The sequence below is a fragment of the Shewanella sp. 10N.286.51.B7 genome (assembly GCF_002873615.1).
GTDB classification, from domain to species: domain Bacteria; phylum Pseudomonadota; class Gammaproteobacteria; order Enterobacterales; family Shewanellaceae; genus Shewanella; species Shewanella electrodiphila.
Genome location: NZ_MCUF01000061.1, coordinates 1 through 25,485 on the forward strand (window position 1 = coordinate 1; position 25,485 = coordinate 25,485).

General features: G+C 41.0%; 22 protein-coding genes and 4 tRNA genes. 25 read left to right on the top strand and 1 reads right to left on the bottom strand.

Annotated features, from left to right (window positions below; genetic code table 11):
* The 18 genes from BCU84_RS16610 to BCU84_RS16695 all read left to right on the top strand — a co-directional run bounded on the left by BCU84_RS16610 (nucleotide 1) and on the right by BCU84_RS16695 (nucleotide 13,995).
* Nucleotides 1-76, top strand: a tRNA-Gly gene (locus tag BCU84_RS16610).
* A gap of 96 nt (nucleotides 77-172) precedes the next feature.
* A tRNA-Gly gene (locus tag BCU84_RS16615) sits at nucleotides 173-248 on the top strand.
* 92 nt (nucleotides 249-340) lie between these two features.
* Nucleotides 341-416 (top strand) — tRNA-Gly (locus BCU84_RS16620).
* A gap of 23 nt (nucleotides 417-439) precedes the next feature.
* Nucleotides 440-515, top strand: a tRNA-Gly gene (locus BCU84_RS16625).
* 316 nt (nucleotides 516-831) lie between these two features.
* Complete coding sequence (locus tag BCU84_RS16630) at nucleotides 832-1,287, top strand: hypothetical protein (RefSeq protein ID WP_102529258.1); 456 nt, start codon at nucleotides 832-834, stop codon at nucleotides 1,285-1,287.
* 173 nt (nucleotides 1,288-1,460) lie between these two features.
* Nucleotides 1,461-1,919, top strand: coding sequence for a tRNA (adenosine(37)-N6)-threonylcarbamoyltransferase complex ATPase subunit type 1 TsaE (tsaE, locus tag BCU84_RS16635; protein WP_102529197.1), 459 nt, complete (start codon nucleotides 1,461-1,463; stop codon nucleotides 1,917-1,919).
* 24 nt (nucleotides 1,920-1,943) lie between these two features.
* Entirely contained in the window at nucleotides 1,944-3,251 is a 1,308-nt protein-coding gene (locus tag BCU84_RS16640) for an N-acetylmuramoyl-L-alanine amidase (RefSeq protein ID WP_102529198.1), read from the top strand.
* A 3-nt stretch (nucleotides 3,252-3,254) separates the two neighbouring features.
* A complete protein-coding gene (mutL, locus tag BCU84_RS16645) occupies nucleotides 3,255-5,192 on the top strand; it encodes a DNA mismatch repair endonuclease MutL (protein WP_102529199.1) in 1,938 nt (645 codons plus the stop codon).
* A gap of 1 nt (nucleotide 5,193) precedes the next feature.
* Entirely contained in the window at nucleotides 5,194-6,120 is a 927-nt protein-coding gene (gene miaA, locus BCU84_RS16650) for a tRNA (adenosine(37)-N6)-dimethylallyltransferase MiaA (protein WP_102529200.1), read from the top strand.
* 89 nt (nucleotides 6,121-6,209) lie between these two features.
* Nucleotides 6,210-6,470 carry an RNA chaperone Hfq gene (gene hfq, locus BCU84_RS16655; RefSeq protein ID WP_102529201.1) on the top strand — a complete coding sequence of 87 codons (261 nt, stop codon included), beginning with the start codon at nucleotides 6,210-6,212 and terminating at the stop codon, nucleotides 6,468-6,470.
* Between the two features lie 19 nt (nucleotides 6,471-6,489).
* A complete protein-coding gene (hflX, locus tag BCU84_RS16660; protein ID WP_102529202.1) occupies nucleotides 6,490-7,809 on the top strand; it encodes a ribosome rescue GTPase HflX in 1,320 nt (439 codons plus the stop codon).
* Nucleotides 7,810-7,842: 33 nt separating this feature from the next.
* The gene (gene hflK, locus BCU84_RS16665; RefSeq protein ID WP_102529203.1) at nucleotides 7,843-9,000 is read left to right on the top strand and encodes an FtsH protease activity modulator HflK; all 1,158 of its coding nucleotides are present in this window, start codon (nucleotides 7,843-7,845) and stop codon (nucleotides 8,998-9,000) included.
* A gap of 3 nt (nucleotides 9,001-9,003) precedes the next feature.
* Nucleotides 9,004-9,894: a protease modulator HflC gene (hflC, locus tag BCU84_RS16670; RefSeq protein WP_102529204.1), complete on the top strand. Its 891-nt coding sequence runs from the start codon at nucleotides 9,004-9,006 to the stop codon at nucleotides 9,892-9,894.
* A gap of 399 nt (nucleotides 9,895-10,293) precedes the next feature.
* Nucleotides 10,294-10,884 carry a ubiquinol-cytochrome c reductase iron-sulfur subunit gene (gene petA, locus BCU84_RS16675; RefSeq protein ID WP_055024958.1) on the top strand — a complete coding sequence of 197 codons (591 nt, stop codon included), beginning with the start codon at nucleotides 10,294-10,296 and terminating at the stop codon, nucleotides 10,882-10,884.
* Complete coding sequence (locus tag BCU84_RS16680) at nucleotides 10,884-12,098, top strand: cytochrome bc complex cytochrome b subunit (RefSeq protein ID WP_102529205.1); 1,215 nt, start codon at nucleotides 10,884-10,886, stop codon at nucleotides 12,096-12,098. Before petA ends, BCU84_RS16680 begins: the two co-directional genes overlap by 1 nt.
* A complete protein-coding gene (locus BCU84_RS16685; protein WP_102529206.1) occupies nucleotides 12,098-12,796 on the top strand; it encodes a cytochrome c1 in 699 nt (232 codons plus the stop codon). The genes BCU84_RS16680 and BCU84_RS16685 overlap by 1 nt, the downstream gene beginning before the upstream one ends.
* Before the next feature lie 96 nt (nucleotides 12,797-12,892).
* Nucleotides 12,893-13,522 carry a stringent starvation protein SspA gene (gene sspA, locus BCU84_RS16690; protein ID WP_102529207.1) on the top strand — a complete coding sequence of 210 codons (630 nt, stop codon included), beginning with the start codon at nucleotides 12,893-12,895 and terminating at the stop codon, nucleotides 13,520-13,522.
* Nucleotides 13,522-13,995, top strand: coding sequence for a ClpXP protease specificity-enhancing factor (locus BCU84_RS16695; protein ID WP_102529208.1), 474 nt, complete (start codon nucleotides 13,522-13,524; stop codon nucleotides 13,993-13,995). Before sspA ends, BCU84_RS16695 begins: the two co-directional genes overlap by 1 nt.
* 105 nt (nucleotides 13,996-14,100) lie before the next feature.
* On the opposite strand, the gene BCU84_RS16700 is transcribed toward BCU84_RS16695, so the two are convergent.
* A complete protein-coding gene (locus BCU84_RS16700) occupies nucleotides 14,101-15,369 on the bottom strand; it encodes a hypothetical protein (protein ID WP_102529209.1) in 1,269 nt (422 codons plus the stop codon).
* 274 nt (nucleotides 15,370-15,643) lie between these two features.
* On the opposite strand from BCU84_RS16700, the gene BCU84_RS16705 reads away from it, so the two are divergent.
* The 7 genes from BCU84_RS16705 to BCU84_RS16740 all read left to right on the top strand — a co-directional run bounded on the left by BCU84_RS16705 (nucleotide 15,644) and on the right by BCU84_RS16740 (nucleotide 25,451).
* The gene (locus tag BCU84_RS16705; RefSeq protein WP_102529210.1) at nucleotides 15,644-16,216 is read left to right on the top strand and encodes an aminodeoxychorismate/anthranilate synthase component II; all 573 of its coding nucleotides are present in this window, start codon (nucleotides 15,644-15,646) and stop codon (nucleotides 16,214-16,216) included.
* Between the two features lie 142 nt (nucleotides 16,217-16,358).
* Nucleotides 16,359-18,842, top strand: coding sequence for a prolyl oligopeptidase family serine peptidase (locus BCU84_RS16710; RefSeq protein ID WP_102529211.1), 2,484 nt, complete (start codon nucleotides 16,359-16,361; stop codon nucleotides 18,840-18,842).
* Nucleotides 18,843-19,014: 172 nt separating this feature from the next.
* Nucleotides 19,015-20,157 (top strand): HDOD domain-containing protein, encoded by a 1,143-nt coding sequence (locus tag BCU84_RS16715; protein ID WP_102529212.1) that lies wholly within the window; start codon nucleotides 19,015-19,017, stop codon nucleotides 20,155-20,157.
* Between the two features lie 336 nt (nucleotides 20,158-20,493).
* A complete protein-coding gene (locus BCU84_RS16720) occupies nucleotides 20,494-21,711 on the top strand; it encodes an aspartate aminotransferase family protein (RefSeq protein WP_102529213.1) in 1,218 nt (405 codons plus the stop codon).
* A gap of 118 nt (nucleotides 21,712-21,829) precedes the next feature.
* A complete protein-coding gene (gene astA / locus BCU84_RS16725) occupies nucleotides 21,830-22,849 on the top strand; it encodes an arginine N-succinyltransferase (RefSeq protein WP_102529214.1) in 1,020 nt (339 codons plus the stop codon).
* 10 nt (nucleotides 22,850-22,859) lie between these two features.
* On the top strand, nucleotides 22,860-24,320 hold the full coding sequence (gene astD / locus BCU84_RS16730; protein WP_102529215.1) for a succinylglutamate-semialdehyde dehydrogenase: 1,461 nt from the start codon (nucleotides 22,860-22,862) through the stop codon (nucleotides 24,318-24,320).
* Between the two features lie 330 nt (nucleotides 24,321-24,650).
* Complete coding sequence (locus BCU84_RS16740) at nucleotides 24,651-25,451, top strand: DUF1338 domain-containing protein (protein ID WP_102529216.1); 801 nt, start codon at nucleotides 24,651-24,653, stop codon at nucleotides 25,449-25,451.
* Nucleotides 25,452-25,485 lie beyond the last annotated feature (34 nt).

The window sequence follows — 25,485 nt, forward strand, 5'->3', positions numbered from 1 at the left end:
GCGACATTAGCTCAGTTGGTAGAGCGATACCTTGCCAAGGTATAGGTCATCAGTTCGAACCTGATATGTCGCTCCAAATCTTCAAACTAAAAATTGATTAAGATGCGACATTAGCTCAGTTGATAAGGTTGAAACGATACCTTGCCAAATGTTTTAATAAAGCATACAAGATGCGACATTAGCTCAGTTGGTAGAGCGATACCTTGCCAAGGTATAGGTCATCAGTTCGAACCTGATATGTCGCTCCAATTTTTAAAAATTGAAATATAGATGCGACATTAGCTCAGTTGGCTTTGAATCAGACGATACCTTGCCAAATGTTTTAATCTAGCAACAAGATGCGACATTAGCTCAGTTGGTAGAGCGATACCTTGCCAAGGTATAGGTCATCAGTTCGAACCTGATATGTCGCTCCAATTTCAATACCAAGTTTTGTAAGGCGACATTAGCTCAGTTGGTAGAGCGATACCTTGCCAAGGTATAGGTCATCAGTTCGAACCTGATATGTCGCTCCAAACTTCCTAAATCAGCTATATCTTGCCAAGGTATAGGTCATCAGTTCGAACCACGCTTGTTGAAAATATCAGGTCGCAGCAAAATTCCTTCAGTTATACCCCGAATTAAAAATTTCTTTAGATTTAATGAACACGTAGGCTGGTTTTAACAGGTTTAATGTCTGTTTATTTCATATTTGCTAATTTACCTGTCTTTTATATGTAAAATATGAGCTTGCTCAAATATTCCTTGTGATTTTTCAACCATAATAAATACAAGCTTTTACAAACTAATTTATTAGCTGCATGAGAATGCAGATACCGTGGAGTGTTTATGATACGTATCCAACAACTAAGTGAGTTACTTGAGTTTATTGCTAAGTCACGTTTAGACATGAAACAACTCTATAGCCGATTACAGCGCAATGCTGATTCGACTCGAGTAAAAATGATGTTGGAGTATTTGCAACAACATCAACAACATGTGCATGACAGTATTGAAAATTACATTGATGAAGCACCAACGCGGATGCTGGATACTTGGTACAAAGATATCACTTTCGAAGACTTTAAAAAGCGTTGCGATGACTCAACTCTAGCTGCCAACATGAATGAAGATGATGTACTCGAACTGCATCTTGACTTAGAAAATAGATTAATTGGACTGATAGAAAAGACTGCTAACAGTACTGCAGTTACAGAGATTAAAGAGGCTTTACTAGACTTGGTAAGAGTTGAACGAACTCAACAAAAAAGACTCGTGCATAGTGCATTAAGAATGGAAGATATTTAACAGATATTTTGCCCATTTCTATTTTATGTTAATATTTCCAAATAGAGTCAGCTATTAAGCTGGCTCTATTTTTTTCAGCTGTTTAAATCGGGTAATATTACAGTTAAGCGTATTTAATCTCTGTGAAATGATACTTTTTATATGATTAATCCCTCAAGTGCTGGTAAGTTAACATGACTTCTATAACAAAAAATCTTCAAGACGAACAAGCTACAATTGAATTAGGCATTGAGTTGTCGCTCTGGGTTTCAGCGCCTTTGGTGATATATTTAACCGGTGACTTAGGTGCGGGTAAAACGACGTTAAGTCGTGGCCTAATTCAAAGTTTAGGTCATGAAGGTAATGTAAAGAGTCCGACTTATACTCTGGTTGAGCCTTATGAGTTAAAAGATATGGAAGTATTTCACTTTGACTTATATCGTTTACTCGATCCTGAGGAGCTTGAGTACATGGGGATCCGTGATTATTTTACTGAAAAAAGCATCAGTATCGTAGAGTGGCCTGATAGAGGGCATGGTTTACTGCCAGCAGCTGATCTTGCGATTCATTTGAGTTATCAAGGTGAGCAGAGACAAGTTGAAATTACTGGACTGACACCTTCAGGGCAGTTCATCGTCAATAAATTAAAATAATAATGACTTAAGACTTAAGATAAAATGACTCGATTTTTTGCGTTTATATTGTTGCTTAGCTTCTCATATACAGTTGATGCAGCTAATAAATTAGATAGCATCCGCATTTGGGATGCCCCCAATTCTACCCGGGTCGTTTTTGATTTATCGAAAGCGCCATCATATAGTCATTTCTCGCTAACAAACCCTCAGCGTTTGGTTATCGATCTCAAAGATGCTTCCACAAAAGTGAAATTTGATAATTTAGCCAAAGATAGCAAGCTGATTAATAAAGTTCGACTCAGTTCTCCGCCTAAAAAAGGCACCTTACGTTTGGTTTTAGAGTTGGCATCTCCGGTTAAGGCGAGTTTATTTTCTTTGACACCAACAGCGCCTTACGGCAATCGATTAGTGGTCGATTTAGATAATTCTGCTAACCAGCCAGCAGCTAAAAAGCAAGTGGTGCAAACGAGCAAGCGATCAACTGATGTAATTGTTGCCATTGACGCTGGCCATGGTGGTGAAGATCCTGGCTCTATTGGTCCTAAAGGGACGTTTGAGAAAAAAGTCGTATTAGCTATTTCAAAAAGACTCGAACGCAAGATTAATGAAACGCCCGGTATGAAAGCGGTAATGACCCGAAGTGGTGACTACTTTGTTAACTTGAACCAACGCTCCGAGTTAGCAAGAAATAGCCGAGCGGACTTATTGCTATCTATTCATGCAGACGCATTTACGACACCTCATCCTAAAGGTGCTTCAGTTTGGGTATTGTCTAAACGCCGTGCAAATACTGAAATTGGTCGTGTGTTTGAAGATAAAGAAAAACACTCGGAGCTGTTAGGTGGAGTGGGCGACATTATTCAAAACACTGATAGTGAACAGTACCTTGTGATGACCTTGATTGATATGTCGATGGATCACTCAATGGCGGAAAGCCACAGTATTGCGACTGATATTTTATCAGGCTTAGGTAAAGTGACTAAGCTGCATAAAAATAAACCTGAATCAGCAAGTTTTGCGGTATTAAAATCAACAGATATTCCTTCAATTTTGATTGAAACCGGCTTTATTTCTAATCCAAAAGAAGAAAAACAGTTACTAAATGGCAATCACCAGCAGAAATTAGCCAATGCGATTCACAAGGGGGTGGTGAACTATTTTGAGGCCAACCCGCCTGCAGGTACTGCATTCGCAAAGACAAGTAATGTGAAGCATACGGTAAGAAGCGGTGAATCATTATCTGTGATTGCCCAGCGTTATAAAGTCAGTGTCGCCAGCATCAAAAAAAGTAATAACTTAAAGTCCGATGTATTACGAATAGGCCAAAAGCTGGTCATTCCGAGGGCATAAACTATGGCAATTCAAATTCTACCACCGCAACTTGCCAACCAAATTGCAGCAGGTGAAGTCGTTGAAAGACCAGCATCAGTCGTTAAAGAGCTCGTCGAAAACAGCTTAGATGCTGGAGCGACGCGCGTCGATATCGAGATTGATAAAGGCGGCAGTAAATTAATCCGTATTCGAGATAATGGTAAAGGCATTGCAAAAGATGAACTTGCATTAGCTTTATCACGTCACGCGACATCCAAAGTTCACTCACTAGATGACCTAGAAGCGATTTTAAGTTTTGGTTTTCGTGGTGAGGCATTAGCGAGTATTAGCTCTGTTGCGCGCCTGAGTTTAACCTCGAAGCCTGCAGAACAATCAGAAGCTTGGCAGGCAAACGCTGCAGGCTCGCAAATGGATGTAAAAATTACTCCAGCTGCACACCCAAAAGGCTCAACCATCGACGTGGTGGATTTATTTTTTAATACCCCTGCTAGAAGACGTTTTTTAAAAAGTGATAAGACTGAGTTTACCCATATTGATGAGTGGCTTAAACGGATTGCGATTGCTAGAACCGATGTGCATTTTACCCTAACGCATAATGGTAAATTGGTGCGCCAATATCGACCTGCAAATACCGAAATCCAGTATAAGCAACGCTTGGGGCAAATTTGTGGGCGCGGATTTGCTGAGCAAGCGCTGCACTTATCGTGTGAGCATGATGGTTTGACACTATCAGGGTATTTACAGTCTCCAAGTGATACGCATGTTACCGATAGCTGCTACTTTTATGTCAATGGCAGACTAGTGCGAGATAGACTAGTTAACCATGCGGTTAAACAAGCTTTTGGTCGTTTTAATATTCAGCATCAACCTGGGTATGTGTTGATGCTTGAGATTGACCCGCATCAAGTTGACGTTAATGTTCACCCAGCAAAACATGAAGTCAGGTTTCATCAAAACCGTTTAGTTCATGATTTTATACTTCAGGCTTTGCAGTCGGTACTTGAGCAGATTTCTGAATTGACGATCGATCCTGAAGGTCACTTTTCAGATAGTGTGAATGTAAATGGGCAAGGTATTACAACTACCGACTCCCATGAATCGTCACATGCTCAGGCAAATAATCCACATCAGAATGGACGTCATCAGGGGGATTTGTATCGTGGTGAAGGAACTCAAGCGAGTGCATATTTAACCCAAATAGGTGCAAACCATACCGATAGTGATAAGGAATACCAGCCTAGAGAGGTGAGTAATAATCGCTTTGGTAGCATGTCGATACCGGCACAAGGTCATCAATATGGTGGTTCTCAAGGTGGTAATGCCAGGGCCGTTGACTCTGCAGAAGTGACACCCACTGCGATAGCAAATTATGGTCAATTACTACAAACCAATAAAGAAAATGCATCGTTAACACAAATTAATGAAGTTAATACTTCAGTTGTTAATACCATGCCGCCTTTATTAGATGGTCAATATTGGGTGATGGCCAAAGAAAGCCAATTACTCTTGCTCGATATATCGCAAGTGTCAGTTATTGTTACAAAAAATGAAATACTTTCTAAGATTAACACTGGTTTAGTGGGGCAGCCTTTGCTGATGCCTGTGTCAATTCAAGCTGATGTGGATTGGAAAGCATTACTGGAAGAACGAGATATATTACTGCGCAGACTAGGATTAACCCTATCAATTCGCTACCAACAGTTGATAATAAAGAATGTGCCCCCATATCTGAGAGACAGCCAGTTAGCTGTATTAATTCCAGAACTATTAAACTGGATTAAATTAGAAACTCCTTCAGATGAAGCATTATCACTGTGGATTGCAAAACACCAAACGCAATCATTTACAGCAGCATCAGAGATTTGGTTTAAATACAGTCAATTAGATAACGAACAGAAATTGAGTCTTGAGTCACAAGCAAAGTCGTTACCATGGAAAACCTGGTTAGAAGAGAATTAATGTGAACCAAGCTAAACAACCTAAAGTATTGTTTTTGATGGGGCCAACGGCCTCAGGCAAGACATCTTTAGCCATTGAAATGGCGCAAAAGCATAACTGTGAAATTATTTCAGTTGATTCTGCGCTGATATATCGTCAAATGGACATTGGTTCAGCTAAACCTAATGCTGATGAATTAGCATTAGCACCGCATCGTTTAATTGATATATTAGATCCGAGTGAAAGCTATTCGGCTGCTGATTTTAGACGTGATGCACTGATTGAAATAGAACAAATTATTGCTCGTGGTAAGACCCCACTACTTGTCGGTGGCACCATGATGTACTTTAAAGCACTACTTGAAGGGTTATCTCCGCTTCCTGCGGCTGATGACGATATTAGAGCTGAAATAATTAAAGAAGCAGAAGAGTTTGGTTGGGATGTGTTACACCAGCAACTTTGCGAGGTTGACCCTGTAGCGGGTGAGCGAATTCACCCTAATGATCCGCAGCGACTTTCTCGTGCTTTAGAAGTTTTTAGAATAACAGGTAAGACAATGACTGAGTTGACAGCAACTAAGTCAGAGGCGTTACCATATGATGTGGTTCAATTTGCTATTGCACCACTTGATAGAAAAGTATTACATGAATTAATCGCGAAAAGATTTAAACTGATGATGGAACAGGGTTTTATCGAAGAAGTTGAGCGATTAAAATCCCGAGGCGATTTGCATTTAGACATGCCTTCTATGCGCTGCGTTGGTTATAGGCAGTGTTGGCAGTATTTAGATGAAGAATTTGACTATGATACTTTGATAGAAAAAGCCACTGCAGCTACTAGGCAATTAGCTAAACGTCAATTAACATGGTTGAGAAGTTGGCCAGACTTAAATTGGCTTGAAAGTGGAGCCGAAGGAAATTTAGTTACACTTATACGACATTCGAGCTAGATTATTCGCCGTTGCTGTATAATACTCAAACTAAACAATAAAACATTATTCAAAAAATTTATTTTGAAAATAAAAAAAAGGAAATCGAAATGGCTAAGGGGCAATCTTTACAAGACCCATTTTTGAACGCACTGCGTCGTGAACGTGTACCAGTTTCAATCTATTTAGTGAATGGTATTAAGTTGCAAGGACAAGTTGAGTCATTCGACCAATTCGTTATTTTGTTAAAAAATACAGTAAGCCAAATGGTTTACAAACATGCTATTTCGACTGTAGTACCTGCGCGTCCATTTAATGTGACAGCTCAAAGTACTCATACACAGCATGATGAAGCACCTGCATCAGAATAATATTTAAGGAGTTTGCTACTTGTTTGATCGCTATGAAGCGGGTGAAACCGCAGTTCTTGTACATATTGACTTTTCTGATGACGACCGAAGAGAAGACATAACTGAGTTACAATTATTAGTTGAATCAGCAGGAGCTCGCTCTGTTGGTGTTATTACCGGAAGCCGTCGTTCACCTGATCGAAAGTTTTTTGTTGGTACAGGTAAAGTTGAAGAGTTAGCCGCAATGGTGGCAGCTACTGAAGCAAATGTGGTGATTTTTAATCACGCGTTAAGTCCTGCACAAGAAAGAAATTTAGAGCAAATTTGTGAATGCCGAGTATTAGATCGGACAGCACTGATTTTAGATATTTTTGCTCAACGAGCGAGAACGCACGAAGGTAAGTTACAAGTGGAGCTAGCGCAATTGCGCCACATGTCGACTCGCCTTATTCGTGGTTGGACTCACTTGGAGAGACAGAAAGGTGGTATTGGTATGCGAGGACCTGGGGAAACCCAGCTCGAAACCGATAGACGTTTGTTGCGTGGGCGTATTAAGAGTATTAATCGTCGACTTGATAAAGTAGACAAGCAACGTGAACAAAGCCGCCGATCGCGTAAACGCAGTGACTTATCAACTGTGTCATTGGTGGGTTACACCAATGCGGGTAAGTCAACTTTGTTTAATGCGTTAACCGCTTCAGAAGTCTATGCAGCGGATCAGTTATTCGCCACGTTGGATCCAACGTTGCGTAAACTAAATTTACCTGATGGTGCCGTCATTTTAGCGGATACCGTTGGGTTTATTCGTCATTTACCTCATGATTTAGTCGCAGCCTTCAAAGCTACATTGCAAGAAACTCGTCAAGCTGACTTGTTATTGCATGCCATAGACTGTGCAGATGAAAATATGACGGAAAATTTCGAACAAGTGCAAAATGTACTTGAAGAAATTGACGCAGATACTATTCCTCAACTGGTCGTTTGTAATAAAATCGACTTATTGGAAGACTTTGTACCTCGAATCGATTACGACGATGAGGGGATGCCTGAACGAGTTTGGGTATCTGCACAAAAACAAATTGGATTTGAATTGCTATTACAGGCTATCAACGAGTTAATCGGTGAAGTGATTGTAGAGCAAACATTGAAAATACCAGCGACGGCTGGGCATTATCTTGGTCAGTTTTATGGACTGGACGCGATACAGCAGAAAGAGTATGACGATCTGGGGAACTGTATTTTGTCTGTTCGTTTGTCGGAAGCCAATTGGCGCCGATTAACAAAACAGAGTCAAGGCGAATTAGAGACGTTTATCTCTGAATCTTCACTTGAAGATTCAGCAGTAGACGTTACTTGCTAATAACATTTATTTCATCCACTTATGGAGTGCTAAATGGCTTGGAATGAGCCCGGTAACAAGGGAAAAGATAAAGACCCTTGGGGAAACAAAAACGGTAACGATAAAGGCCCACCAGATTTAGACGAAGTATTTCGTAATCTTTCAAAGCGCTTTGGCGGTGGTAAAGGTGGTTCAGGTGGATCGTCAAGTCCTTCATTTAACTCAACCAGCATTATTGTTGTTTTAGTTATTGGTTTGTTGGTTTGGGGGGCTTCAGGTTTTTATACCATTAAAGAAGCTGAACGTGGGGTGACCTTACGTTTCGGTCAACATTCTGGCGAAGTTGGACCTGGTTTACATTGGAAAGCGACTTTTATTGATGAAGTTTTCCCTGTGAACATCAAAGCAGTTCGATCAATTCCATCTTCTGGCAGCATGCTAACATCTGATGAAAACTTGGTTAAAGTTGAATTAGATGTTCAATACCGCGTAGATGATGCTTATTTGTATTTGTTCAGCGCTGTTGATGCCAATGCAAGTTTAAGAGAAGCGACAGATAGTGCTTTACGTTATGTGATTGGACATAACACTATGGATGACATCTTGACCACTGGTCGTGATGCTATTCGTCGTGATACTTGGTCTGAACTAGAACGTATTCTTGAACCATATAAATTAGGTTTATCAATTCAAGACGTCAACTTCTTGCCTGCGCGTCCGCCTGAAGAAGTAAAAGATGCCTTTGATGATGCGATTTCTGCACAAGAGGATGAGCAACGATTCATTCGTGAAGCTGAAGCTTACGCACGTGAAATTGAACCTAAAGCTCGTGGTCAAGTAGAACGTATGGCTCAAGATGCTAGCGCTTATAAACAGCGTGAAGTGTTAGAAGCTCAAGGTAAAGTCGCGCGTTTTGAACAGTTATTGCCTGAGTATGAAATGGCGCCAGAAGTGACTCGTAAGCGTCTTTATTTAGATGCGATGCAAGCAGTCATGGCTGACACGAATAAAGTACTTATTGATACCAAAAACAGTGGTAACTTAATGTATTTGCCTTTAGATAAAATGATGGATAATCAAACTAAACGTGAAGTGGTTGAGCCTGTAGCGGAAACGCATATCAATACTCCTTCAAATAATTCGTTTGGTTCTTCAATGCCGCTTGATGGCCGCCAAACTCGCGAAGCTCGTTCTCGCCAAGGGAGGGACTAACTCATGGGTAGATTTGGACTGATTATTTTAGTCATCCTTTTAGGGATTGGTTTTTCATCTTTGATGGTCGTAAATGAAGGCGAACGTGCCATTGTTTCGCGTTTTGGTGAAATTTTAAAAGATGATGTCAACGGCGAAGCTGTTACTCGTGTGCTTGCTCCGGGGATCCATTTTAAAATACCTGCTATCGATAAGGTTAAATACCTTGATGCACGTATTCAAACTCTAGATGGCGCAGCTGACCGTTTCGTGACTTCTGAAAAGAAAGATTTGATGGTTGATTCATACGTTAAATGGCGTATTAACGACTTTGAAACCTTCTACCTTTCAACAGGTGGCGGTAACATCGTAACTGCAGAAGACTTGCTACAACGTAAAATCAACAATGATTTACGTACTGAGTTTGGTCGTCGCACCATTAAAGAAATTGTTTCTGGCAAACGTGATGAACTGCAAAATGATGCTTTAGAAAATGCAGCTGAAAGCTCACAGGATTTGGGTATTGAAGTGGTTGACGTTCGTGTTAAGCAAATCAATTTACCTGCTAACGTGAGTAGCAGTATTTTCCAGCGTATGCGAGCAGAGCGTCAAGCTGTTGCTAAAGAGCATCGTGCACAAGGTAAAGAGCAATCTGAAATCATTCGTGCAACGATTGATGCTGATGTAACAGTTAAAGTTGCAGAAGCAGAACGTAAAGCGTTAACTGTTCGAGGTGAAGGTGATGCACTATCTGCTAAAATTTATGCAGATGCGTATAACAAAGATCCTGAATTTTATGGTTTTTTACGTAGCTTAGAAGCCTACAAAGAAAGTTTTGCTGGCAACAGTGATGTGATGGTTCTAGAACCTGATAGTGACTTCTTTAAGTACATGAAATCAATTGATGGTAAGTAAATTGTCATTTAGTTGATTAAAAACCCGGTTATTACCGGGTTTTTTTATGTCTGCGACTTTTTATATAAACAAATTGAATTTTTTGCACTTTGGCTTAATTAATCAGCTATGACTAATTTAGAAGCAAAGTATTTCATTAAATTTTATTAATTAACAGCAAGTTATAAAATTCACTTCTGCATATATTCTCTAAAAAGTATCAAAATGCTTGGTTGTTTTTTGTGCGGCTTAAAAAAAACATACAATTCCCGCAACTTAGTTGTGTGTTTTACTATGATCTGGTTCTAATTTTTCGCTATAATGAGCCCCGCCTCAAAGTATAGATTTAGCGATTAGTGATTCTAATGTTGCTAAGTTATTAAAATATAAGAATTCCAACACCCTCTGGGAGATAAGTGGATGAGCAATGCGCCAGTCGATACCGGACGCCGCAGATTCCTGACAGCCGCAACCGCCGTAGTTGGTGGAGCTGGTGCCGTCGCTGTAGCGGTGCCTTTTATCAAGTCATGGAATCCGAGCGCTAAAGCGAAAGCTGCAGGTGCACCGGTTGAAGTTAATATTAGTAAAGTAGAACCAGGTCAATTAATTCGTGTTGAATGGCGTGGCAAACCTGTATGGGTTGTACGTCGTACAGATGCAATTCTAAGTGAACTGCCCAAATTAGATGGTCAATTACGCGATCCTGCCTCTGAAGAATTACAACAGCCTGAATATGCAGCTAACCCTGCTCGTTCAATTAAGCCTGAGTTTTTCATTGCTGTAGGTATTTGTACTCACCTAGGTTGTTCACCAACTTATTTGCCTGATTCATTTGGCGAGCAAGTCGAAGGTGTTACGGCTGGATTCTTCTGCCCATGTCATGGTTCTAAGTTTGATATGGCTGGTCGTGTATTCCAAGGTGTACCTGCGCCATTAAACCTTGTTGTACCACCACATCAATATGTTGATGACGGCACGGTACTCATCGGTGTAGACACAGGAGCTGCATAATGGTTAAGAATATCGTTGATTGGATTGATGATCGCATCCCAATGACGGCGACTTATAATCGTCACGTTGGTCAATATCCAACTCCAAAGAACTTTAACTTCTGGTATTTCTTTGGTTCATTAGCTCTACTTGTTTTAGTTAACCAACTACTGACTGGTATTTGGTTGACCATGAATTACGTGCCAACTGCAGAAGGCGCGTTTGCTTCTGTTGAATACATCATGCGTGATGTTGAATACGGTTGGTTACTTCGTTATATGCACTCCACTGGGGCCTCGGCGTTCTTTGTGGTGGTTTATCTGCATATGTTCCGTGGTCTTATCTACGGTTCTTACCAAAAGCCAAGAGAACTACTTTGGTTATTCGGTATGTTGATTTTCCTAGTGTTAATGGCTGAAGCCTTTATGGGTTACTTGCTTCCTTGGGGACAAATGTCTTACTGGGGCGCACAGGTAATTATCTCTTTGTTTGGTGCAATACCGTTTATTGGTGATGACTTAACATTGTGGATTCGTGGTGACTATGTTGTTTCTGGTGCTACGCTAAACCGCTTCTTCGCATTGCATGTTATTGCTTTGCCATTAGTACTTGTTGTACTTGTTTTCCTTCACTTAATTGCATTACACGAAGTGGGCTCAAACAACCCAGACGGTGTTGAAGTTAAGAAGAATAAAGATGAAAACGGATGGCCAGTAGACGCTATTCCTTTCCATCCTTATTACACAGTAAAAGACATTATGGGCGTGGCCGGTTTCTTAATCGTGTTCTGTTACGTATTGTTCTTTATGCCTGAAGGTGGCGGTTACTTCCTTGAAAAGCCAAATTTCGAAGCGGCTAACCCAATGAAGACTCCTGAACATATTGCTCCGGTTTGGTATTTCACTCCGTTCTACGCAATCTTACGTGCGATCCCAGACAAGCTGTTAGGTGTTGTCGGTATGGGTCTTGCGATTGCGGTATTGTTCGTTCTACCTTGGCTAGATCGCTGTAAAGTGAAGTCTATTCGTTACCGTGGTCTAATCCACAAGATTAACATTGCACAATTTACTGTGTCTTTCTTAATCCTTGGTTACTTAGGTGCTGTACCAGCAACACCAACGTTAACTATTGCAGCTCGTATCTTTACACTTACTTATTTTGGCTTCTTCGTTGCACTGTGGGTTTACAGTAAAAATGAAAAGACAAAACCGGTTCCTACGAGGGTGACGCACTAATGAAAAAGTTATTAATTGCATTAGTTACATTGTTACCATCACTTGCTATCGCAGCAGGTGGCAGCAATGTTCATTTAGAAAGTGCCAATGTGGACTTACATGATAAAGAGTCGTTAGAACGTGGTTTGAATTTATTTCAGCAATACTGTTCTGGCTGTCACAGTACTCAATATCAACGTTATGGTCGTGTAGCTGAAGATTTAGGTATTTCAGTTGATGACATGCGTAAAAAGTACATGTTTACCGATGCTAAAGTTGGTGAGTTGATGGAAAACGCGATTCCACCTGCAGATGCTGCAAAGTGGTTTGGTGGAGCGGCTCCTGACTTAACGCTAGTTGCACGTGTTCGTGGTCAAGACTGGGTTTATTCATACCTTAAAGGTTTTTATAAAGATGAAAGCCGTCCATTTGGTGTGAACAACACAGTATTCCCATTAGTGGGCATGCCTCACGTTCTTGAAGATTTACAGGGTATCCCTGTTAAGCAAGAAGATGGCACTGTTGTGACGACTGGCGGTTCTATGAACGCTGAAGAGTATGACCAAGCCGTTCGCGATATCACTGGTTTCCTTGCATATTCTGCAGATCCAGTAAAATTAGAACGCGAAGCTTTAGGCTGGTGGGTACTCGGATTCTTGTTTATTTTCTTCATCGTTGCTTATTTGTTGAAGAAAGAATACTGGAAAGATGTGCACTAGACACGAATAACGGGTAAAATACATTATTCGCATACTTTAAACGAGGGGCTTTGCCCCTCGTTTGTTTTGTTTTTTCCGTTTTACTGGAGGGTAACAATGGCTGTAGCTGCCAACAAACGCTCTATCATGACACTTTTTTCAGGTGCCGATGATTTATATAGCCACCAAGTACGTATCGTCTTGGCTGAAAAAGGTGTAACTGTTGATGTATTGCAGGTAGAACCTAGTGAGAAACCTCAAGAGTTATTGGATGTTAATCCATACAACTCAGTACCGACTCTAGTTGATCGTGAATTAGTGCTGTATGAATCTCGTATCATTATGGAATATTTAGATGAGCGTTTTCCTCATCCTCCATTGATGCCTGTATACCCGGTTGCTCGTGGCCAAAGCCGTCTAATGATGCACCGTATTGATACAGACTGGTATGTACTAGTTGATCGTATCCGTAAAGGTGAAAAAGCTGACGCAGCTCGTAAAGAGTTAACTGAAAGCTTAGTTGCTTTAGCGCCAGTATTTGCTGAAATGCCTTACTTCATGAGTGAAGAATTTGGCTTAGCTGATTGTTACTTAGGTCCGTTATTATGGCGTTTACCTGAGTTAGGTATCAACTTGGATGTTCGTACATCTAAAGATATCCATGCTTACATGACACGCATTTTTGAGCGTGAATCATTTAAAGCATCGTTAACTGAGGTTGAGCGCGAAATGCGCATGGGTATGTAATGAAAGCGATTACACCTAACCGTCCATATTTGTTGCGGGCTTACTACGAGTGGTTGATGGATAACCACTTTACCCCACATGTTGTTGTGGATGCATTTGTAAAGGGCACTCAGGTACCTCAAGAGTTTGTTAAGGACGGTCAAATCGTGCTTAATATTGCTGGCGGTGCAGTGGGCAACTTACAAATGACCAATGAATTTGTTGAGTTTAATGCTCGATTTGGTGGTGTGCCTCAGCAAGTTGTTTTACCTATGGCTGCAATCGTTGCGATTTATGCGCGCGAAAACGGTGCTGGGACTGTGTTTGATATGGAAGATGCTTATATGCCTGAAGATGAATCGGAAGATTTAGCTCCAGCACCACGCTCTTTCTCTGCAGTTGAAACAACGGATAAAGCTGACGTTACAGAAGAAAAGCCTACAAGCAATTCTGAAAAACCAAAAGGACGTGCACATTTAACTGTCGTCAAGTAACGATGTAATGTGTCAGTTCGGTTCATAAGAAAACCAGTCGCAAATGAGTGACTGGTTTTTTCATTTCTGTCTCACTAAAAATGATTGTTGAAGTAAACCATTAATTTAGTCGAGATAAGCTTTTGCCAACCGAGTCAATTTAAACGCGACTTTTAAGCTGCGGTTCTCTAGATTGTCATTGTCAGTTTCTAATTGATAACGTGCGACTATGGCCAAATAGGCACAAAGTTGTTCAGAATCTTGAGCGAGTGCAAGCAAAGCAATTGGTTCGATTAATTGACGATAAGCATGATGATTATGCATGTGTTGTTTTAGATCTAATGGATCCCAATCTGCGCAGATGCAATCAGCCACATGTGATTTTAATTGCTCTGATTTTGTGTGACTGATTTCAGTTTTTGGCAATAATTCCACTAAGCCTGCTAGCAAGTTTTCAACTCCGTCAGCAATATGTTCTTCTGCTGAGGGCTGATCGATGAAACAAAACTCACCTAAACTTAATTTAGCACTCTCAGAGGCGCTTACCTCAATCGACTTTTTACGGCCTTGATGCCAAGCAAAGCTAACTAACGGATAATCGCCTACCGCTGCGTTGTAGTTAACACAAACTAAATGCTCATTTTGAATGTCAGGGAAACTGTCTTGAGGGTAATGGCCAATTACGACAGGTGTCGATAATTGATGGTGTGGATGGTGTTCAATTAATTCCAGAACAGTATAGTTGAGACACGAAGTCATCATTGCTGATAACGGATGTGTCTCATCAAATGCAGCAGGCCAAAACTGTTGAGACAAAGCATTTTTACTGCCTTTTTCTGAATCAGTGTTTATCGTAGATGTAGACTCTTGAGTTAATAAACATAGATAAGGGTTAAGTTGGCTAATAACGGATTCGTCCCAACATGCATGTATTGCCCGAATATGATCAAAATCGAGATAAATCGGTAATGCCATAAACCAGTCAATCCACTGGAACAACTGCTCATCACCTTGAGCGAATTCTTTTAAGAATAGCGGTGTTAACTTATTGGTTTCAGTAGAACCATTAGGTAAGTAGGGAGTATCCGTAATGGGGTGATGCTTACTCCATCCTATTGCTTCAAATTCGTTGCTACCCAACAAGCAAAAAGCATGACCTTTATCTACTAACTCTTTTACAAATGACAATAATGCAATGTGCTCTATATTTTCAGCTTCATTTGCAGCAATTAAGTTTCCACAAAACACCAGTTTCACGAATTGAATGCTTGATTCAGGATCTTCAATATCAAAATCAATTTCAGTGAGTAAGTCATTCAATTTATCTAAGCGGCCATAGACATCACCTATGAAATATAAGCTGGTATTGTCGATTTGTTGTTTGTGGCTGTGCATGTTGAAACCCAGAAGACAAATAAAGTAAATTGAGCCGTATTATACCCTAGCAACGAAACGTTACAGCTGAAATAAATCATACAGAGTGCTAAAAATTTAAGTGGGCTACTAAGCTATGATATTATCCGCGGCTTGTACCCTTTGGTTGGTTATCTACAGAGTGACTGTTGATTATTAATCAACTTTATAATGGTTTGAGTTTGGAATCTTTTGCAAACCGATGAGTTCACAAGACCACACTCGTGCAAATTTCACCTTGAAGTTGGGATGTTTAATGCTGTTAATGATTGATAATTATGATTCATTTACCTTTAACTTAGTGCAGTATTTTCAGCGCTTAGGTTATGAAGTCGTGGTTAAAAGAAATGATCAAATTACTCTCAGTGAAATTGAAGCGCTTAATCCAAGTCATCTGGTTATTTCGCCTGGTCCGTGTTCTCCAGACGAGTCGGGTATATCACTTGCTGTCATTGCGCATTTTGCGGGTAAAGTACCATTATTGGGCGTGTGCTTAGGTCACCAAGCGATTGCACAGGTATTTGGGGCTAACGTGATAAAAGCGCAACGGGTCATGCATGGTAAAACGAGCGCAATAACCCATAACGAATTAGGTTTATTTCAGCAATTAAATCAGCCATTAACTGTCACGCGTTACCATTCTCTGCTAGTTGAATCTTTGCCTGAATCGTTTCAATTAGATGCCTGGTTTGATGATCCCATTCATGGACGAGAAATCATGGCAATGAGTCATAAAAGTCTGCCGATATATGGTGTGCAATTTCATCCAGAAGCGATATTAACTGAGCAAGGTCATGAACTATTGAATAATTTTCTGACTCGATGCTAACTTCTGTTACAACTTAAGCGATAAATCCCCACAAACATTGTCATTATTTGTGATATAAAAGGCCAATAATAAAAGTACTTGCCAAACTATTTAACGTTTAGGCGAGAATATATCATTCATCTTTGATGACAAGGGATTTAATATGACCAGGCTACTGCGAAATGCCGCATTGAGTGCGCTTTCTCTCGCAATAATTTCAGGTTGCAGCGCTACAGCAAGCAACAATGACTCTTCGACCGTATCTAATCAATCAGCCAGTGTGGTAGTGCCATTCGCTATGCCACCGCAAGCTGAGCAAGCATTGACCTTGAATCAAATTATGGCTAATCCTGATTGGATGGGATTGTTAGCTAAGAATGCTTATTGGTCTGACGATAGCCAGTCAGTTTATTTTAGTCGCCAAGAGCACCAATCTGCGATTGCGGATGTATACCAACAAGGCATCAATCAGTCTCAAGCTACGATTCTTAAACTTAACCAGTTGCATTTAGCAGATCAAAAACGTGGTGTGTTTAATACTGACAAGTCTCAAAAAGCCTATATTTACAAAGGAAATATCTTTGTTAAACAACTTAACTCCGGTGAGATTAAACAATTAACTCGTCAAAATAATGCGATTGATGACGTTAAGTTTTTAAACTCAGGCGATCTTGCTTATATGCAAGGTAACAGTGTGTTCAAATTACATTTAGACACAGGTATGACTGAGCAACTTGTTGATATTCAAATGGCTAAAGCGCCTGCGGGCGTTAAAGATCCTGAGTCATATATTGCTAAACAGCAACACCGCCTAATTGCTTATGTTGCACTACAGCATGACAAGAATAAATCTCGAGCAGAATACGCAGAAGAATTAGCAGCACAAGATCCGACGTTTGCACCTAAAACCTGGTACTTAGGTGACAGTGAAACTGTCGATGAAATGAGTTTATCTGCTGATGGTCGTTATCTTGTTGTCGCTTTATCAGATAAAAATTATAGCTGGCGAGCTGAACATGACATCATGCCTAACTACCTAGGCAAAGATGGTTATGTAGACGCTGTACCTGCAAGAGCAAGAGTGGCAGAAGACAACTATCCAGGCGAAAGGTTAGTATTACTTGACCTAGTTGAGCATGTAAAAAAAGACATCACGATTGAAGGTTTAACTGGCTTTGATGAAGATGTATTGGCATCAGTTAAAGCAGAAAATGCTAAAGCCAAAGGCGAAAGTTACACAAGTAAGCCTGAGCCGCGTGTTCTGCAGTTAATGCAAGACTGGGGTTGGGGTCAAAGTGCCATTCAATGGCATGACACTGACAATAAATTGCTTGTAATGATGGAAGCCCATGATAACAAAGATCGTTGGATCGCAAGTGTCGATCTACAGTCTGGCAAGCTCGAGACTGAACATCGTTTACATGATGATGCTTGGATTAACTATACTTTTAACCAGTTTGGCTGGGTTACCGGTGAAGATAAGTTTTATTACTTGTCTGAAGAGTCTGGATTCTCTCAGTTATATGTCAAAGCAGATGGTAAAACTACCGCTTTAACTAAAGGCGAGTATGTCGTTGATCAAGTAACATTATCACCAGATGCAAGCCATTTATATTACCGTGCGAATAAAGACCATCCTGGCACCTATAATGTCTACCGTGTAGAGATTGCAACTGGTAAGACTGAACAATTAACTGAGTGGACAGGCACTTTAGATTACAAACTAAGCCCAGACGGTCAATCATTGTTACTGACAGCTTCTACAGCTGTAAACCCAAATGAGCTATACATACAGCCAATAGGTGGCGAGCTTAAACAATTAACTCAATACACCAGCAAAGCGTTTAGCCAATACGCATGGCAAGCGCCGCAAGTTGTAAAAATTCCTTCAACTCATGGTGCTAAAGATATTTATGCCAGAGTGTATTTGCCTCAAGGGTACGATGCTGCTAATGCTGATAAATACCCTGCGGTCATCTTTAATCATGGCGCAGGTTATTTACAAAATGCCCATAATGGTTTCTCTGGTTACTTTCGTGAGTTTATGTTCCATAACCTGCTGACACAGCAAGGTTATGTGGTAATGGACATGGATTATCGTGGTTCTAAGGGTTACGGGCGTGACTGGCGCACCGCTGTGTACCGTAATATGGGACACCCTGAAGTTGAAGATTTAAAAGACGGTGTTAGCTGGATGGCAAAACACACCAATGTCGATACTGCTAAAGTGGGTACCTATGGTGGTTCTTACGGCGGGTTCTTAACCTTCATGGCATTATTTAATGAGCCAGAGTTATTCCAAGCTGGCGCAGCATTACGTCCAGTGACGGACTGGGCACATTATAATGCGCCTTACACTTCGAATATTCTTAATACGCCAGATGTCGACCCTATCGCTTATGAGCGTAGCTCGCCAATTGAGCATGCTCAAGGTTTAGAAAAGCCGCTGCTGATCATGAGTGGTGTGCTGGATGATAATGTTTTCTTCCAAGACAGTGTACGTTTAGTACAACGTTTAATTGAACTTGAAAAACCAATGTTTGAGACGGCGATTTACCCAGTTGAACCGCATGGCTTTAGACAGCCATCAAGCTGGTTAGATGAATACCGTCGTATATACAAACTATTTGAGCAAGAGCTTAAGTAAATATTGGAAATTAGCACTTTATGCCATGCATGAAGCGCTTCACCTTAAAAGGGCTTCCTATTGGAAGCCTTTTTTATGTCTTTCTTTTTTGATTATTACGCTCAATTGATACATAAAGCGGCCGATATCCTTTATTATCACCAACATGTATCAAGGTTAAAGGTTTGCAGTAGTGGCAGTGTCGGTAGCAGGTGGAGTCAGACCAGGAAAAGTCATCGAAGTTGAAAATCGATTATATAAACAACTTATTGTAGGGAAAGAAAAGCTGACCCAGCAGTTTGATGATCGCGATAAACAGCTTGAGGATGATGCCAATAAATTAGAAGTCGAGCGTAAAGCCATTAAGGCGCGCATGGAAGAGCAAGCAAAAGCTCAGCATGTGCTTAAGCGTATTTCTGAGCAGCTGACCATCACAGTGATGAATGCCCTAGAGCATCAAATTAGCTCACCTAAACAAATGCTGGAACAATCTGGTCTAGCTGAGTCACAAGTCTTGCTACTTGATTTACTATTGAATAAAGACCCTGATCTTCGTCGTATCCGCCCCTTAGTCGAAAACATCTCCTGGTTGTATACCGATTTAGTCAATTTAATTAATAGCCCAGCATCAAGCCATAGAAGACCTCAGCGCTCGGAAGTTAAAGTCACTGATATTAAGTTAGTCCTTAATTATATTGGCATTGAAAACTTACAAGCGGTAATACCTTACTTTTGCCTACGTAACTGGTTGCCTTCTGGTAATGCCAATCTAGTTTGGACCACCAGAAAGCTATGGCGATATAGCATGATGACTGCAATTGCAGCCAAAGCCCTAGCAGTATTGCATGAGAAAGATGCGGCGTTGGTTTACAGCGCGTCGCTCATGAAGCAATTAGGCAGTGCGACTATCTTGAATGCTAGCGCAAGGCAGTTTGAGAAAACCTGGGGCACTTGGCTGCGAGAAACGAGTGCTAAAGGAGATAAGAATCTCTACGATGCTGTGATGGCATCTGAGTTTCCTGCTAATGAAGTCTTTAGCAAGGTAATGTCTCATGGTGAGCAGTTAAATTGGCAAATGCTGGATTTACTTGAATTTGAAAACAGTAAGCTGACAAAAATACTAAAAGAGCTCGATTTTAATTACCACTTTAGCGAGTTCTCTGCTGAAAGTGCCATCGTCGCGAAAGCGAGCTGCTTCGCGAAAGTGTTATTGTTAGAAGAATCTCGCCTAATTGAACCCCAAGAAAAGCGTGTGATGTTTGATTATTATGAATTTACTGAGCAGGAACTTATCAGGCTGAAAGGGCAAAACTACCGCAAATTGGATTTAGTGTAATCACAGTAATGGGACTGTGATTGACTAAATTGACTTGTCTAATTATGCATATTTGATGAATAGCTAAGTAAATCGAGTTCAAATAACTTTTTTTATGACTATTTATGCTCAAATTTAGCAATATAAGTACTTTGTATGCGCATTTTTATCACTCTTTATTCACTAATCATTTCAGTAATGAATAGTTAACAGCTAAAAACTGGTATTTTGATCACATTTTAGCTAATAATGACCTTCAAGTTAGACAAGCAACCGCTGCGATACTAAACCAAAACCAATACAGACAGCGGACTAGAGTGATTTTTAAATCACTTAATAACCAAAGGACGAAAAGTAATGAGCGTTGAAATGAACTTAACACGTGCCCAATTTGATGAAGTTATGGTGCCTAATTATGCGCCTGCAGCAGTAATTCCTGTTCGCGGTGAAGGTAGCCGAGTTTGGGATCAACAAGGTAACGAGTTTATTGACTTTGCTGGTGGTATTGCAGTGAACTGTTTAGGTCATTGTCATCCTGCTCTAGTTGGCGCGCTTAAAGAACAAGGCGAAAAACTTTGGCATCTTTCAAATGTAATGACTAACGAACCAGCACTAGAGTTGGCGACTAAGTTAGTTAATGCCACTTTTGCTGAACGTGTTTACTTTGCTAACTCGGGCGCAGAAGCTAACGAAGCTGCGCTGAAACTAGCTCGTCGTTACGCACTAGAAAATCACGGTCCACAAAAAGATCAAATCATTGCATTTGATAAAGCCTTCCACGGTCGTACTTTCTTTACTGTTACTGTTGGTGGCCAAGCGGCTTATTCTGATGGTTTCGGTCCTAAGCCACAAAGTGTTACTCACGTACCATTCAATGATATTGCTGCACTTGAAGCTGTCATCTCAGATAATACATGTGCCATTATGCTTGAGCCGCTTCAAGGTGAAGGCGGAATTATCAATGGTGACCCAGAATTCCTTAAAGCGGTTCGTGCTTTAGCTGATAAGCATGACGCATTAGTTATTTTTGATGAAGTACAAACAGGTGTTGGCCGTACTGGTGAGCTATTCGCATACATGGGCACAGATATCGTACCTGATATTTTAACCAGTGCTAAAGCATTAGGTGGCGGTTTCCCAATCGCAGCAATGCTGACTACTGCTAAAATTGCAGCACATTTAAAAATTGGTACTCACGGTTCTACTTATGGTGGTAACCCACTAGCGTGTGCTATTGGTAACGCTGTAATGGATGTCGTTAATACACCTGAAGTACTTAACGGTGTTAAGCATCGCGAGCAATTATTCCGTGATGGTTTAGCGGCAATTAATGCTAAATATAATGTATTTGAAGAAGTACGCGGCCAAGGCATGTTATTAGGTGCTGTACTGAATGAACAATACGCTGGTCGTAGTCGTGACTTCCTTGTTGCGTCAGTTGCAGAAGGTTTAATGAGCCTGATTGCTGGTGCTAACGTAGTGCGTTTTGCTCCTTCTCTTGTGATCCCAGAAGCCGATATTGCTGAAGGTTTAGCGCGTTTTGAACGTGCTGTAGCTAAAGTAGTTGCAGGTTAATTGATAAAATTGCGCAACCATTGGGTTGCGCTTTTTTGTTTGGGTAACCAATGAGGTTAAGTATTTAAGCCTGAAGGCATAAATACTGACTTTATAGGTGTTATTTTAGGAGAGTTTGATGCTAATCATTCGACCAATTCGCGCCAGTGATTACGATGCTCTATACAAGGTAGCTGTTGAGTCAGGACATGGGTTTACATCTCTGCCTGTCAACGAAGAGCTATTGCGATCGAAAATCGCTCGTGCAGAAGCCTCTTTTTCCAAGCAAGTTGAAAAGCCTTTTGATGAAGGTTATTTGATGGTGCTTGAAGATCTGAAAACCAATGAAGTTGTCGGTACCTGTGGTATCGAAGCCGCTGTTGGAATGGAAGATGCTTTTTATCATTACCGTTTAGGTACTGAAGTTTATCATTCAAAACAAATCTCAGTTCGTAATGAAGTTGAAACCCTGACCTTGTGCCATGACTACACTGGTGCGGCAGAGTTGTGTACTTTATTTTTGAATAAAGATTATCGTCGTGGCTATAACGGCCGCATGCTGTCACGTTCACGCTTCTTATTTTTAGCGCAACATGAGCAACGTTTTGGCAGCACGGTCATTGCCGAAATGCGTGGCGTTAGCGATGAAAAGGGCGACTCGCCTTTTTATGAATGGTTACAAGATCATTTCCTCGGTATCGATTTTGTTGAAGCTGATTATCTCTCAGGTTTAGGTAAGAAAGCCTTTATGGCTGAAATGATGCCGCGAAGTCCAATTCATGTGTGCCTTTTACCTAAAAAAGCGCAAAAAGTGATCGGTGAAGTGCATCGCAACACCAAGCCTGCATTGAAGTTGCTTCAAGCTGAAGGCTTTAAATTTAGAAACTACGTCGATATTTTTGATGGCGGCCCAACTGTAGAGTGTGCATTAAATGATATTCGCTCAGTTCAGCTGAGCAGAGAGCTCACAGTGACCATCGGCAAAATGCCTCATGCAGACCACCAATACATTATTGCCAATACTTTGTTAGCGGATTATCGCGCGACAGCGGCAAAAGTGAAGGTGTCGGATAAGCATGACAAGGTAACGCTCAGCCCAGAGTTGGCTGAAGCATTGAAAGTGGCTAATGGCGATAACATTCGCGTACTAGAACTTTAGGACAGAACAAATGACACAATTTATTAAAGGCCAATGGTCTAATGGCGAAGGCCATGAAGTAACATCAGTTAACCCAGCTAACGGTAAGGTTATCTGGAGTGGTAAAACTGCAACTGCAGCTCAAGTGAATACTGCGATTGATGCTGCTCGTGCAGCACAATTTGATTGGTTTATGCTGGGTTATGAAGCGCGTTTAGCTATCGTTGAAGCATACCGCAGTGAACTTGAAGCACATAAAGCTGAGCTTGCTGAAGTGATTGCACAAGAAACCGGTAAGCCGCAGTGGGAAACGGCTACAGAAGTTGGCGCGATGATAGGTAAAATTGGCCTGTCAGCAGCAGCTCACGATAAGCGTACTGGTACAGAAACCAACGATATTCCTGCAGGTCGTGCAGTATTGCGTCATAAGCCTCACGGTGTTGTTGCGGTATTTGGTCCTTATAATTTCCCTGGTCATTTACCTAATGGCCATATTGTTCCTGCATTGCTTGCGGGTAACACTGTGGTATTTAAGCCGTCTGAACTGACTCCAAAAGTTGCTGAAGAAATGCTGAAGCTTTGGGATAAAGCAGGATTGCCACAAGGGGTGATTAACCTTGTTCAAGGTGAGCTTGAAACGGGCAAGGCATTAGCGTCTCATCCACAAATCGATGGTTTGTTCTTTACGGGCAGTTCGCGTACGGGTCATTTACTGCATCAACAATATGCAGGTCACCCAGGCAAAATTTTAGCACTTGAAATGGGCGGTAATAACCCATTAATCATCAAAGATGTTCAAGATACTAAAGCCGCTGTTCACGATATTATTCAGTCAGCGTATATCTCTTCAGGTCAACGTTGTACTTGTGCTCGTCGTCTTTATATCGAGCAAGGCAGCGCGGGTGATGCATTAATTGAGCAACTTATTGCTGCCATTAAGCAAATTAAAGTCGGTAGCTGGAATGCACAGCCACAACCATTTATGGGTTCTATGATTTCTGAGGGCGCAGCTAAAGGTATGGTTGCTGCACAAGCAGAATTACAAGCGCTTGGTGGTCAATCTTTAGTTGAGTTAACGCATGTTGAAGCGGGTACTGGCTTAGTGTCTCCTGGTTTAATTGATGTCACTGAGATTGCTGAATTACCAGATGAAGAATACTTTGGTCCATTACTGCAACTTGTTAGATACCAAGATTTTGACAATGCGATTGATATGGCGAATAACACGCGTTATGGCTTATCTGCAGGTATCTTAGCTGACAGCCGTGAAGATTATGATTACTTCTTAGCGCGCATTCGTGCAGGTATCGTTAATTGGAATAAGCAAATCACGGGTGCTTCAGGTTCAGCACCATTTGGTGGCGTTGGCGCTTCTGGTAATCATCGTGCAAGCGCATTTTATGCTGCTGATTACTGTGCTTACCCTGTTGCTTCAGTGGAAGCAGACAGTGTTAGCTTGCCAGCAAACTTAAGCCCAGGGCTTTCAATTTAAAATAACAATAAAGCTGCTAAGGCAATGACTAGGGCCTGTTAATCTTTTCTGGTTGAATTTTGTTCGAGTTAAAAACGTTTTAATTGAGGCGAATGGATTGATGCCTAGTCACCTAAGCAAAAGCCATTCAACAAAGAGTAAAATGTTTTTAGCCGAACCCTTCGGGCAGCGTTTGTTGGCCACTTTTACTGCGTTATTGACTTTTTATGTAGAATAACTACACCTCAAAGTCTCTGCCTTGTACAAATGGCCAACAATTCGCTGCAAAAGCAACCTTGAAAGATCAACAGGCCCTTACTCATTGCCTTTTTTATAAAGAAGGATTTTATTATGCATACCGACGTAAACGCTTTGTTCGCTGCATTATGGCAAGACTATATCAACATGACGCCATCAGCGGATAGTATTCATAAGTTACTCAGTAACGGCGAGCCGATCATTAATGATCATATTGCTTTGAGAACCTTTAACATTGCTAAAGTTAACTTATCAGTGCTTGCCGAACATTTCGAGTCCATTGGTTATGTGGCTTGTGGTGATTACAACTTTGAGCAAAAGAAATTAATCGCCAAACACTTTGAGCATCCTGATGCAAATCAACCAAAAGTCTTTATCTCTGAGCTATTAGTTGAAGAGTTTAGCCCTAAAGCGCAAACCATAATTCATGGTTTAATTGACCAAGTGGATGAGAGCGCAACTAAAGCGGATAATTTCCTTTATTCTGGTCGTCATTGGAATGTGGATCTTGCAAGCTACAAAACACTATTAGCTGAAAGTGAATACGCAGCTTGGGTTGCCGCTATTGGCTATCGCGCAAACCATTTCACAGTATCAATCAATGCGCTGCCAGAGTTTGAACGTATTGAGTCAGTCAATGAAGCATTGAAAAGTGCGGGCTTTAAATTGAACACTTCAGGCGGTGAAGTGAAAGGTTCAGCTGAAGTTTTGTTAGAGCAATCTTCGACGATGGCTGACAGAATGATGGTTACTTTTGCGGATGGTGAATTAGAAATCCCAACCTGTTTTTATGAGTTTGCTCGCCGATACCCAATGACGGATGGCAATTTGTATACAGGCTTTGTTGCGGCTTCTGCCGATAAAATTTTTGAAAGCACTAACGCTGCAGGCTAAAGTTTTGGTTTATTTAAACTGAAACTGAAACTGA

Coding starts and splice junctions, on each gene's coding strand:
- BCU84_RS16700 (WP_102529209.1), bottom strand. CDS start 15,369: ATGCACAGCCACAAACAACAAATCGACAATACCAGCTTATATTTCATA.
- sspA (WP_102529207.1), top strand. CDS start 12,893: ATGGCTGTAGCTGCCAACAAACGCTCTATCATGACACTTTTTTCAGGT.
- hflK (WP_102529203.1), top strand. CDS start 7,843: ATGGCTTGGAATGAGCCCGGTAACAAGGGAAAAGATAAAGACCCTTGG.
- hflC (WP_102529204.1), top strand. CDS start 9,004: ATGGGTAGATTTGGACTGATTATTTTAGTCATCCTTTTAGGGATTGGT.
- tsaE (WP_102529197.1), top strand. CDS start 1,461: ATGACTTCTATAACAAAAAATCTTCAAGACGAACAAGCTACAATTGAA.
- petA (WP_055024958.1), top strand. CDS start 10,294: ATGAGCAATGCGCCAGTCGATACCGGACGCCGCAGATTCCTGACAGCC.
- BCU84_RS16740 (WP_102529216.1), top strand. CDS start 24,651: ATGCATACCGACGTAAACGCTTTGTTCGCTGCATTATGGCAAGACTAT.
- BCU84_RS16680 (WP_102529205.1), top strand. CDS start 10,884: ATGGTTAAGAATATCGTTGATTGGATTGATGATCGCATCCCAATGACG.
- hfq (WP_102529201.1), top strand. CDS start 6,210: ATGGCTAAGGGGCAATCTTTACAAGACCCATTTTTGAACGCACTGCGT.
- BCU84_RS16705 (WP_102529210.1), top strand. CDS start 15,644: ATGCTGTTAATGATTGATAATTATGATTCATTTACCTTTAACTTAGTG.
- astA (WP_102529214.1), top strand. CDS start 21,830: ATGCTAATCATTCGACCAATTCGCGCCAGTGATTACGATGCTCTATAC.
- BCU84_RS16640 (WP_102529198.1), top strand. CDS start 1,944: ATGACTCGATTTTTTGCGTTTATATTGTTGCTTAGCTTCTCATATACA.
- astD (WP_102529215.1), top strand. CDS start 22,860: ATGACACAATTTATTAAAGGCCAATGGTCTAATGGCGAAGGCCATGAA.
- BCU84_RS16695 (WP_102529208.1), top strand. CDS start 13,522: ATGAAAGCGATTACACCTAACCGTCCATATTTGTTGCGGGCTTACTAC.
- BCU84_RS16710 (WP_102529211.1), top strand. CDS start 16,359: ATGACCAGGCTACTGCGAAATGCCGCATTGAGTGCGCTTTCTCTCGCA.
- mutL (WP_102529199.1), top strand. CDS start 3,255: ATGGCAATTCAAATTCTACCACCGCAACTTGCCAACCAAATTGCAGCA.
- BCU84_RS16685 (WP_102529206.1), top strand. CDS start 12,098: ATGAAAAAGTTATTAATTGCATTAGTTACATTGTTACCATCACTTGCT.
- BCU84_RS16720 (WP_102529213.1), top strand. CDS start 20,494: ATGAGCGTTGAAATGAACTTAACACGTGCCCAATTTGATGAAGTTATG.